Origin of the sequence: Rhodococcus sp. ARC_M5, assembly GCF_022810405.1 — a bacterium.
Classification (GTDB): domain Bacteria; phylum Actinomycetota; class Actinomycetes; order Mycobacteriales; family Mycobacteriaceae; genus Rhodococcoides; species Rhodococcoides navarretei.
Window position 1 is genome coordinate 315,121 of the sequence record NZ_JALGQE010000006.1, and the last position, 10,538, is coordinate 325,658.

10 protein-coding genes are annotated in these 10,538 nt (G+C 62.3%); 4 read left to right on the plus strand and 6 right to left on the minus strand.

The window, feature by feature from the left end:
- Nucleotides 1-93 precede the first annotated feature (93 nt).
- Nucleotides 94-690, plus strand: coding sequence for a hypothetical protein (locus tag MTX34_RS12500; protein ID WP_243596210.1), 597 nt, complete (start codon nucleotides 94-96; stop codon nucleotides 688-690).
- Between the two features lie 54 nt (nucleotides 691-744).
- Here MTX34_RS12500 and pabB read toward each other — a convergent pair whose 3' ends face one another.
- The 3 genes from pabB to MTX34_RS12515 all read right to left on the minus strand — a co-directional run bounded on the left by pabB (nucleotide 745) and on the right by MTX34_RS12515 (nucleotide 3,839).
- The gene (pabB, locus tag MTX34_RS12505; RefSeq protein WP_243609643.1) at nucleotides 745-2,817 is read right to left on the minus strand and encodes an aminodeoxychorismate synthase component I; all 2,073 of its coding nucleotides are present in this window, start codon (nucleotides 2,815-2,817) and stop codon (nucleotides 745-747) included.
- Nucleotides 2,818-2,826: 9 nt separating this feature from the next.
- The gene (locus MTX34_RS12510; RefSeq protein WP_243609644.1) at nucleotides 2,827-3,222 is read right to left on the minus strand and encodes a chorismate mutase family protein; all 396 of its coding nucleotides are present in this window, start codon (nucleotides 3,220-3,222) and stop codon (nucleotides 2,827-2,829) included.
- Between the two features lie 278 nt (nucleotides 3,223-3,500).
- Nucleotides 3,501-3,839: an RNA polymerase-binding protein RbpA gene (locus MTX34_RS12515; protein WP_027497120.1), complete on the minus strand. Its 339-nt coding sequence runs from the start codon at nucleotides 3,837-3,839 to the stop codon at nucleotides 3,501-3,503.
- Nucleotides 3,840-4,031: 192 nt separating this feature from the next.
- On the opposite strand from MTX34_RS12515, the gene MTX34_RS12520 reads away from it, so the two are divergent.
- From MTX34_RS12520 to MTX34_RS12530, 3 genes are all read left to right on the plus strand, one after another.
- Nucleotides 4,032-4,364, plus strand: a complete 333-nt coding sequence (locus MTX34_RS12520) for a hypothetical protein (RefSeq protein ID WP_243596207.1) — start codon at nucleotides 4,032-4,034, stop codon at nucleotides 4,362-4,364.
- Nucleotides 4,365-4,451: 87 nt separating this feature from the next.
- Nucleotides 4,452-4,907, plus strand: a complete 456-nt coding sequence (locus MTX34_RS12525; RefSeq protein ID WP_243596206.1) for a tellurite resistance TerB family protein — start codon at nucleotides 4,452-4,454, stop codon at nucleotides 4,905-4,907.
- Between the two features lie 205 nt (nucleotides 4,908-5,112).
- A complete protein-coding gene (locus MTX34_RS12530; protein ID WP_243609645.1) occupies nucleotides 5,113-6,750 on the plus strand; it encodes a cation:proton antiporter family protein in 1,638 nt (545 codons plus the stop codon).
- A 68-nt stretch (nucleotides 6,751-6,818) separates the two neighbouring features.
- On the opposite strand, the gene MTX34_RS26000 is transcribed toward MTX34_RS12530, so the two are convergent.
- The 3 genes from MTX34_RS26000 to MTX34_RS12545 form a co-directional block, all read right to left on the minus strand.
- Nucleotides 6,819-7,844 carry a GGDEF domain-containing protein gene (locus tag MTX34_RS26000; protein ID WP_243609646.1) on the minus strand — a complete coding sequence of 342 codons (1,026 nt, stop codon included), beginning with the start codon at nucleotides 7,842-7,844 and terminating at the stop codon, nucleotides 6,819-6,821.
- 213 nt (nucleotides 7,845-8,057) lie between these two features.
- A complete protein-coding gene (locus tag MTX34_RS12540; RefSeq protein WP_243609647.1) occupies nucleotides 8,058-9,650 on the minus strand; it encodes a TPM domain-containing protein in 1,593 nt (530 codons plus the stop codon).
- A 568-nt stretch (nucleotides 9,651-10,218) separates the two neighbouring features.
- A complete protein-coding gene (locus tag MTX34_RS12545) occupies nucleotides 10,219-10,404 on the minus strand; it encodes a hypothetical protein (RefSeq protein ID WP_243609648.1) in 186 nt (61 codons plus the stop codon).
- Nucleotides 10,405-10,538: the final 134 nt, after the last annotated feature.

Sequence of the window (10,538 nt, forward strand, 5' to 3'; positions counted from 1 at the left end):
GTGTGTTCTTCACCTCGAAGAGCACGAGTACGAATAACATCGGCATTCGATCCGAATGCTGTCGAACGCGAATCACTACTACCAGGGGACACAGTGAAACTGATCAGAACAGCAACGGTCGCGGTGGCGTTGACCGCTGCGGTAGCCACCGGAGCGGGCCACGCCGTAGCAGACCCGTCGTCGGATCCGGTGAACTACGAGACCTCGGTCAACCCGGACGGAACGGTCACCACCATCCTCGACGCCGGACTGTTCCGGGTCGACGCCACGAGCGAGACCGTGTCGATCATCGACCAGGCCGGTGCAACAATCGCCTCTGTTCCGCTGGAGTACACCGTCAACGGCACCGTCTACTCGATCGCACCGTTGATCGGGGCCGAGGGTCGAGAGTTGACGTTGACGCCGCAGACGGTTCCCGTCGCCGAGGTCGCGGGCCCGCAGACCAAGCAGCAGGCATTCGACAACATGGTCAACCAGCTGGCCATCGGCTGGAACAATGGTGGCGGCGTCGGCACAGCGATCGGCGCAGGCCTCGGTTTCGCCATCGGCTGTGTCTCGATCTTCCCGAACTTCATCTCGGGGTGCATCATCGGAACCGTGATCGGTACGGTCGCAGGCGCAGTCATCGGAACGTCCAACGGAAATCCGCAGGCGCAGCCTGCCGTCTTCGAGTACTTCGCTACTCCGTAAGACACGTCGGCGTCGAGCCGATGCACGACGAAGAGCGGGTGAGGCGCGTGCGCCTTACTCGCTCTTCGCCGTTCTACCGGTCAGTGCACGGCGCATCGACACAGCCTTGACCATTGTCTCCTCGAACTCTTCGTCGGGATCCGACAGCGCGACGATCGCGCCACCGACCCCGTACGTCACTTCGTGTTCGGTGGCCACGATCGTGCGGATCACGATGGAGAAATCAGCGGTACCGGTGATCGAGAAGTAGCCGATGGCACCCGAGTACACACCGCGCGGACCGTCTTCGAGCTTGTCGATGATCGCCATGGTGCGGATCTTCGGCGCACCGGTCATCGATCCGCCAGGAAACGCGGCGCGAATACAATCCGCCGCGGACGCGTCCTCACGCAGGCGACCACGAACCGTCGAGACCAATTGGTGTACGGGAGCGTAGGTCTCGACGTCGAACAGCTTGGGAACGTGTACCGACCCCGGCACGCAGACCTGTGCCAGGTCGTTGCGTACGAGGTCGACGATCATCAGGTTCTCGGCCTTGTCCTTCTCGTTCGCGACGAGATCGGCCTTGAGAGCGTTGTCTTCCTCCGCGGTGCCTCCACGGGGACGTGTTCCCTTGATCGGCTTGGACTCGACGATACGGTCGGCGTCGATGCGCAGGAAGCGCTCCGGGGACGCGCTCAACACCGACACCTCGGGAAACTGCAGCAGGGCGCTGTAGGGAGTGGGGTTGATCTCGCGCATGTACGAGTACGTGGCTGCTGCGTCGATGGAACCGGCAACCGTCGCTGTGTTGGTCAAGCAGACCTCGTAGGTCTCACCGGACCGAATCTCCGCCAGACACTGGGAGATCAGATCCAGGTAGTGGTCGCGATCGTGGCGGAGGCGGGGCTCGAGCGATCGATCGGCCCCGAGCAGCGGAGTCCCGGACGACGGCGCACCCGAACGGTCGCTCGCGGGAGTTCGTCCGGACAGCCCGCGCAGGGTGGCGGTGACCGAATCGAACCACCGAGCCAGCACCGGGTCCCCGGGGGTGGTGGCCAACCCCATCAGATAGAGGGTGCCCGCCTCATGGTCGAACACCAGCGCGCGGTCGGCGAAGACCATCGAAGCGTCGGGTGTTGCAGCTGTGTGTACCAGCTGCCCACCGGTATCGGCCTTGAGTTCGTATCCCAGGTACCCGACGTATCCGAGTCCGAAGGCAAACGGCAGGTCGTGGCGAGGGGGAGTAGCCCGCTCGCGCAGCTGAGCATCGATGTAATCGAAGAAGGTGGAGTGGATGTGCTCGGTTCTTCCATCGGCACCCTGCACGGTCACCGTGGTCTCGGCAACCGAGTAGGTCACGTACTCCGCGTGCGGACCCGAACAGTCACCCATGACGGTGAACCTGCATTCGGGCTCCAGTGCAGCGCTTCCGTCCAGCCAGAAGCTCTTCGAGCCGTTCGCGAAGAGCGCACCGAATACCTCCTCGGAATCGAAAGCCTCGTCGAGCGAGCGTGTTTCGATGGTGAACATCGAGTCCTGGGTACCCACAGCACTCGGCGCGCTCGACTGCGCGAGCGTCAGGTCGCGGAAGTTGGCGAGCAACTCGCGTCCGTATTCGGTACTGATCGACTCGGGATGAAACTGAACGCCCCACATCGGCTTGCTGCGATGCCGAACCGCCATGACCAGGCCGTCGGGTGTCCACGCAACTTCCTCGAACTCGGCAGGGGTTCGTGTCACCACCAGTGAGTGATACCGCACCACCGAGTACGGCGATGGAATTCCGGCGAACAGATCGACCCCGGTATGAGTGATGTCGGTAATCCTGCCGTGCATCGGTGCAGGCGCGAGGTCGACGCTGCCTCCGAACAGATGACACAGGCCCTGATGCCCGAGACACACGCCGAGTATCGGTAGATCGGATTCGAGGATCACACGTGCGCTGATGCCGAAGTCCTGCTCCAGATCCGGGCGACCGGGACCGGGAGAAACGACGATGTTGTCATAGGCGTCGAAGTCCAGAGAACTCCACTCGACGTCGTTCTTGACCACCGTGGGCGGACGACCGTTCACCTCCGCGAGGAGGCTGTACAGGTTGTAGGTGAAGGAATCGTAATTGTCCACCAGGAGCGTGTTGAGCGTCATCGCGTGCCTCTACCGTTCATTGTCGAGGCCGAGCCCGGACTTGGGAGAATCGATGATCAAATCCTCGACTCGGCACGCCTCGGCGATCATCGATCGGTACAACTCCTCGAGAAAGTCGGGGGAGAGACCGTTGGCCGACGCGAATTCACGGGCGCGCTCGGTCACGAGTCCGACGCGGCCGGGTTGCATCATCGGAATGGAATGGTCACGTTTTACGTGTGCAACGCGTACACACACATCGATGCGATCTCGAATTGCAGCGCGGAGCACTTCGTCGATTCCGTCCAACTCGCGGCGCAACTCCGCAAGCTTCTGCTCGCCGACTGCGCGATGACCTTCCGATTCTGCTTCGGAGGCAGCTGTACGCAGAGCGTCGGAGGAGCGCTGATCAGAATCCTGGCTCACGAGTTAATGCCCCCTGATGTTTTCGTCTTCAGTTGCTGGGGTTTATCGGTATTTTCCGACAACTGTTACTGCGACCCATGTGCGAACCGCCACACTTGTGACAAATCGATACACGATGATGACACCGGGCCTGCGACACCGCCACTCGATCGTATTGGAACTCGTGACCGAGCGACAATCAATGCAACAAAGCGATCGAAAACATCCAGAAAGCCCGAAAAGAATAAAAAAACTGCACCGCCGGATTGTTTTCGATCAGGCGGTGCAGTCGACGGCGATCATGCGCCGCGGCGCTTCACCTTCAGCAGGTCCAAGCGCTCCTTGAGCAGTTCCTCCAGCTCGTCGACCGATCGACGCTCGAGCAGCATGTCCCAGTGAGTGCGCGGAGGCTTGACTTTCTTGGCCTCGGGGGCGGTGCCCTCGATCAGCGAGCCTTCGAGACCGTTGCGGCACGCCCAGGTTCCGGGAATTTCGGCATCGTCGGCGAACGGTACGTCGAACTCCTCGCCGTTGTCGCACCGATACCGTGCAACGCGCCGGGGTGCCAGGTCGTGATCACGATCGGTCTCGTAGCTGACCGCTCCCAGTCGACTACCTCGAAGTACACGATCTGCCATGGTGAAGTCCTCTCCATCGATAGTAGGTAGGTGCATCGAGGTCATCCGTCGACATCGAACTACACCGTCTACCCACTGATCTTCAACGTCGCCGCGCGTCGGTTCGTTCCCGAGCCGATGAGCTCCTGTGCGGTCTCATCGGCGCAGCTTGTCGACGAATCTTACCTCGGGGTCGCAGTAGGCTGAACGACCATGTCCGTCAGAACCCGCCGTGAGCAGACGTGCGCCTGGTGCGGGCGCCCGGTTGCCGACACCGGCACCGGCCGTAAACGGCGATACTGCCGTCAATCCTGCCGCCAACGCGCGTACGAACAGCGCAGTTCGACCAAAGGGACCTCGATTCCGGACGACGCCGTCGTACTGACCGCCGAGGAGGCGTCCGCGGCAGCCGACCGTGCGTTCGAGGTGCGATGTGCAGCCGAGGACGTCAGCACCGCAGTCGTCGAAGGGGCCGACGCCACCGAGTTGCACCGGCTGTGTGTCGAACTGTTGGCCAAAGCGCGCGACGCGGAACGACTGCGCTGAACTGGGGTTGCCCAACCGTTCACCGACTCCATGGACAATGGTCCGAGGTCCGCGCGACTGCGCGGGCTTCGACAAGTGAGGAGCTCCATGGCGTTCTGGGATCAACTCAAGTCCAAGGCACAGGAACTGAACGGGCAGCTGCAGACCAAGACCAGCCAGTTCAAGAACAAGGAGTTCGCCAACGGCAGCATGGCGATGTGTGCGCTGATCGCGGCGGCGGACGGCACCATCGATCCTGCCGAGCGTCAGAAGACAGCATCTCTGATCGCCGGCAACGAGGCTCTGCGGGTGTTCGAGCCCGACGAACTTCGGCAGAAATTCGACTGGTACTGCGACAAGCTGCAGGGAGATTTCGACTTCGGAAAGGTCGAGGCGACAGCGACGATCGGCAAGTTGAAGGCGAAGCCCGATCAGGCGCGGGCGGTCATCCAGATCGGCATCATCATCGGCGGCGCAGACGGTCATTTCGACGATCACGAAAAGGCAGCAGTGCGCAACGCGTGCTTCGCGGTCGGAATCGATCCGGCCGAATTCGAGCTCTGATACCGCCCCGACCGGGGTTCGGCAGCAGCTGATCTCGGAACAGCGATCGACGAAGCACGCACTTCGTCGATCGCCGTTCCCGTTCGGTGCCGTTCGCTGTGAAATATCCGGATTGCCGGGATACTGGTGACAACTCCGACGGCATCCGCCGATGTCGTCGATCCGTTGGAGGTCCGGTTGCCGTCCACCAGCCAAGGGACCGTGCATGACAGTTGCCGCGATCTACCTCGTCATCGCCTTCGGTTTGGGCGGACTCGCCATGGTGGTTCGTCTACCTCCTCTCGTCGGATTTCTCGCTGCCGGATTCGCCATCAATGCCCTCGACGTCGGTGAGCTGCCCCAGCTCGAGCTGATGGCAGATCTGGGCGTCACCCTGTTGTTGTTCGCCATCGGCCTCAAGCTCGACGTCCGTATCCTGTTGCGCCGAGAAGTGTGGTTGACGACCTCGGTCCATCTGGTGGTCAGCATCGTGGTCGGCACCACCGTCCTGTGGCTGGCTGCCGTCGCGGGACTGGCCATGTTGTCCGGGCAGAGCCTGACGACGATCGCGTTGCTTGCCTTCGCCATGTCTTTCTCGAGCACTGTCTTCGTGGTCAAGGTACTCGAGGAGCGAGGGGAGTCGCACGCTCTGTACGGGCGCGTGGCGATCGGCGTGCTGGTGATGCAGGACATCGTTGCCGTGGTGTTCCTGACCGTCACCAGTGGAACGCTGCCGAGCCCCTGGGCGCTGCTGCTCGTACTTCTGTGGCCACTGACGCGGGTCCTTCGAAGGATATGGAGCGGGCTCGGCCACGGCGAGATGCAATCGCTGTTCGGCATCGTGATGGCGCTGGTCCCCGGTTACGCATTGTTCTCCGCCCTGGGGCTGAAGGGTGACCTGGGCGCACTCGTCATCGGCGTGTTGCTGGCATCGCACTCGGCCTCGTCGGAACTGTCGCGTTCGCTGTTCCACATCAAGGAACTGCTGCTCGTGGGCTTCTTCGTCTCGATCGGTCTGTCCGGGTTACCGGACCTGCCCAGTCTTGGCGTCGCCCTGCTCATGGTGCTTCTACTGCCACTCAAATCTGTGCTGTACGTGGCGCTGTTCGCCATGATGAAGTTGCGGTATCGCACCGCGCTCCTTGCCGGACTGAGCCTGATGAACTACTCCGAATTCGGCCTGATCGTCGTCTCCGTCGGAGTGACGACCGGCCTTCTGGCCCCGGCTTGGCTGGTCGAGATGTCGATCGCAGTGGCGCTGAGTTTCGTTGCGTCGGCTCTGGTCAACGGTCGTGGGCACCTGATGGTCGAGAAGATCGCGACACGTTTGCCCGAGCAGGACGAGCGCAGCCTGCACCCAGAAGAACGTTCCGGTGATGCCGGTGACGCCGAGGTCGTCGTGATCGGAATGGGGCGAGTGGGGTTCGCGGCGTACGAGCGGCTCACCGATCACTACCGTCTCGACGTGGTGGGGGTCGACTACGACGGGCCTCGTATTCGACGCCTCGCCGATCGAGGCTTCCGCGTCATCGAAGGAGACGCCACCGACCTCGATTTCTGGCATCAACTGCGGCACTCGGAGTCCGTGCGGATCGCGGTACTCGCGATGCCGCGTCACGGAGCCAATGTCACGGCACTCGCCTGTCTGCGCGAATCCGGGTTCAGTGGAACCGTTGCAGCTGTGGCTCGCTACGACGACGAAGTGCAGTGGGCCAAGGAGCACGGTGTGGACATCGCATTCAACGTGTACGCAGGCGCGGGATTGGAGCTCGCGGATCAAGTTGGACAAGGTGCACCAGGTCCCGTAGGCGACGCCGTCGAACCCGAGTCCGACGAGCCGCACCTGCCGGACAACACCAGATGAGCCTGCGGGGCGAGTCCTACATCTGCACCCAGTGATTGCGCACTCCGCACAACGGCGCGGGGGAGTAGTCAGCCCTGCACAGAACCGCGGTAGTCGCCACTCTGTCTTCTGGCGCTCTTCGCGCGGTACATCTCGGCGTCGGCGGTTCGAAGCAGGAGCAATATGGCCTGTTCCGAATCGCCGACGCCCACTTCGGTGCTAGCCGAGCCCACGCTGACCGAGAGGCCCGACATCACTCGTGTGTCGGACAAGGCTGCCACCAGGGCCTCGATCCGCGGCTCCGTGGTCCCCGGTTCCGCCACGGATACACAGGCGAACTCATCGCCGCCGAGTCGGGCAACCACCCAGCTGTGTGAGGTGACTGCCCGCAGATGTTGCGCCAGATCGACCAGAACAGCGTCGCCGGTGTGATGACCGAACGTGTCGTTCACGTGCTTCATGCCGTCCACGTCGAGTACCACAGCACTCATCTGGGCAGATCGATCTTTGTGCGAAGTCAGGAGAATTGTTTCGACCGCGGCGAAGAGCCCACGACGATTACGCAGGCCGGTCAGCGGGTCGACCAACGACTGCTGTGCACGGGAGCGCAATTCACTGACGTAGATGACCAGGATCATCGGTGCTCCGAACATGAGCAGCATGGTGAGTGAGTGAGCAATCACGACCCACCCACTGGCGGCATCGTTCAGGGCGGCCCTGACGCACACGATCGCGAGAACGAGGACGGTTGCGGCCATGTGCATCCAATACACGAGCGGCCGCACGGCGATGACTGCGAACATGGTGACCACTGCGAACAGCACGGTGCCGCCGATTGCGGTGAGTAGATCTTGTTTGAGCAGCAGGCACGCACCGATCGATACGTCGGCATAGACCACGTAGGCAACGAGCGCTTTCGGCGTCGGCCACCCACCGATGAACCATCGGAGTGACACGGGAAACGTCGTGAGGCTGACGAGCACCACGACGACGACACCGATCCCGTCGTATTCTTCGCTGGGCGCACTGAGCAGTCCGATCAGCCCGATGACGACTGTGGCCGCACCGATGAAGAATTGCGTGATCTTGACTCGACCGGCATCGAGGTCGAGCACGACCGGATTTTCCCGTCGAGATTCGGACGGGTGAACCGACTCAGCGAAGAGTGCGCGTACCGCGATCATGAGAACCCCTGGTAGAGATTGTGAGCCTCCGAGCACGGTAGCTGGAAGCGGGGACCAGGATCGGACTTTCCCGATGTTCAGTTCCTGGTTCGCGGCCCGCCGAACCGCGATCGAGCCGAACGAGGTGGTTCGTCGACCGATCGATCAGGTACTGCCTGCCGCTCCGCCTCCTCCACCTGCACCTCCACCCGAAGCAACGGATCCGCTACCGCTGGAGACGAACACCCCGGAGAACGCAGCCCAGGGGAGGACCACCGGATCTCCCGCCGCGTAGTTGGCACCCGCGGGTGAGGTGAAGGCTCGCAGCGGCGTGTCACTCCCGGGGTCGGTTGCGGCCTCGAGCCGTTTCCGAAAAGCCGGGGCCAGGCCGAGCGCGACGATATCCGGTAGGGCGGCGTTCAAATCGACCGACTCGTCGTCGTCCTTGGCGGCCTGCTTCAATCCGTCGCGGTAGGCCTCCCACGGGCGAGCGGCGTCCAGTCCGGCGACCGAGAACCGGGAGTACACGATCGCCGTCGACAGTCCTGCAACGAGCAGGAGGGCCGATGCCACTACTGCGAACCACATTGCCTGGGCTCCCGATGTGGCAACGGCGATTCCACCGACGGCGACGACGCCACCGAGTACGCCCAGACCGGCCAGAACTATCCGGCGTCGGCCCGTTCCATCGGCAACGAATCCGCCGGCCCGCAGTCTTGCGTCCACGAGATTTTTCGTCACGCCGGGACCCCGCGCGACCTTCTTCAACTCGTCACCGGGTACGACATCGTCCTCGGCACGATCTGCAAGCATCGACCAGACCGCCTCTTGAACCTCTCCGCGGGCACGTGTTCGATCCAGAAGCCTGATCCTGACGGTCCCTTTGTCGAACTTTCCCGGCTTCTTGTCTGGCTCGAAGGTGAGCGCGTCGGCGGCGGCGAGTGCCAGTACCGTTCCCGGCATACCGCTGGGCTGCGCGCTGCGGTGTACGAGGGCGGTCGCGTACGCGGCATCGGTGGCCTGGTCCGGTCGCACTGTGGTCGGAGATTGTCGAGAGACAGTCGATTTCGCGCGACCGCGGAACAGCGCTGCCACCAGGAGCAGTCCCACAATCGAGATCACCGACCCGGCCCACGGCAGCCAGGTCGAACCGGGACCGTCGGCGAACCTGTCCAGGGCCGTGACCGGTGGACCGTTACGAATGTCGGACCTCAGGCGGTCGATCCCTGAGGTCAAGCTGCCCGCGACGTCACCATCTCGCAGCGGCGGAATCAGCACATCCTCGACGATCGCCTCTTGTTCGTCCCGTGGAACGTTGCCGTCGTCGTACGTGCTGCCGAGGAAGATGCCCGCACGAGCCTCGTCGAGTTGTCCAGGCTCCCGGTTTATCAGGATCGCGCCCGCGGTGTTCTGGTCGATACCTGCCGTGGACACCCATCGTTGCTGAAGGGCTTCGACCTGATCCAACGTGTCATCCGAATCCGCGTCGAGTTCACGCACGTACGTGATCACATCCGCGCCGGTTTCGGATTTCAAGTTCTCCAACTGACGTTGGATGTCCGCGGTCTGCGCTGGATCCAGCGAGTAGCCCGTTCGGTCGTAGACGCGCTGACCCGATGTCAGACCCTCGAAATCGGCGTCTGCGGACGAGCCGTCGGAGCAACCGACGAGGCCGAGAACGGCGAACAGCCCGATCGCCACGGCAGCAACTCGACGGTTCGAGCTCCGGCGACGGGGTGTCTCAGCAAATGCGACCATCGACGAATGTTAACCAGAGTAAGTGTGCGGTAGCCAGCACATTCGGCCAACGCGACGGTAAACATCGAGACCCGGCAATTACTCGTTTTCGTCACAGTGACGAAACATTGATAAGCAGGGACAGGGAGGGTGGGGCGAACAATCCGATTCGAGTGTGCCGATCTCATCGCATCGGACGGACACAGGCCTGCCGCGAGAGCCGATCACCGGATGCGCGACACATTCCTCTCGAGGATTCCAACACCGCCGAGCCGCATCACATCGACTCGAAAAATGAACAGTGCAGCGCTGCAGTCGAATCGACGACTTCGAGGCTTGAGGTCGTCGAACTGCAGGTCGTAGTTTTGCCGATAATCAACATTATGTCAGGTAATCTGTAGCGAGTCGTAAGAAGCACGAACTCGAACCACCATCGGAACCGCCTGGACCTCATTCCCCTCCATGCACGGCGACTCGCCCCGTCAACAGGCGAACTAGTAAATCCGACCGTTGCTCGGTGCATCCGACGAATCACGTTCAGTACAGGTGGATGCGACACGACCCACGCATGATGGCCACCAAGATCAACTCAGCGGAACGTCCGCATCAGTGCAGTCCGAGGGTCATAGATCGGGGCGATGTCGAAGTCGGTAGCTCGGACTGCCGGGTCTTTCGAGGTGCTGGTGGGCAATACGTCCGGCGGCAGCTTCCTCCAACGCGCACGTGGATCTCCTGCTGCCGTGTGATCACCGACGTCGTCAGAATTCCGATCCATTTCGCCAGGGTAAGTCCCGTGGGGTGGTGGACATTCGGTGAGGCGGCGTAGCCGCAGCTCGGGCGTGTCGTACCCGTGTTGTGGGTGGGCCATCGCGTAGTGATGAACGAGTTACCTCTCACAGTGACTCGACC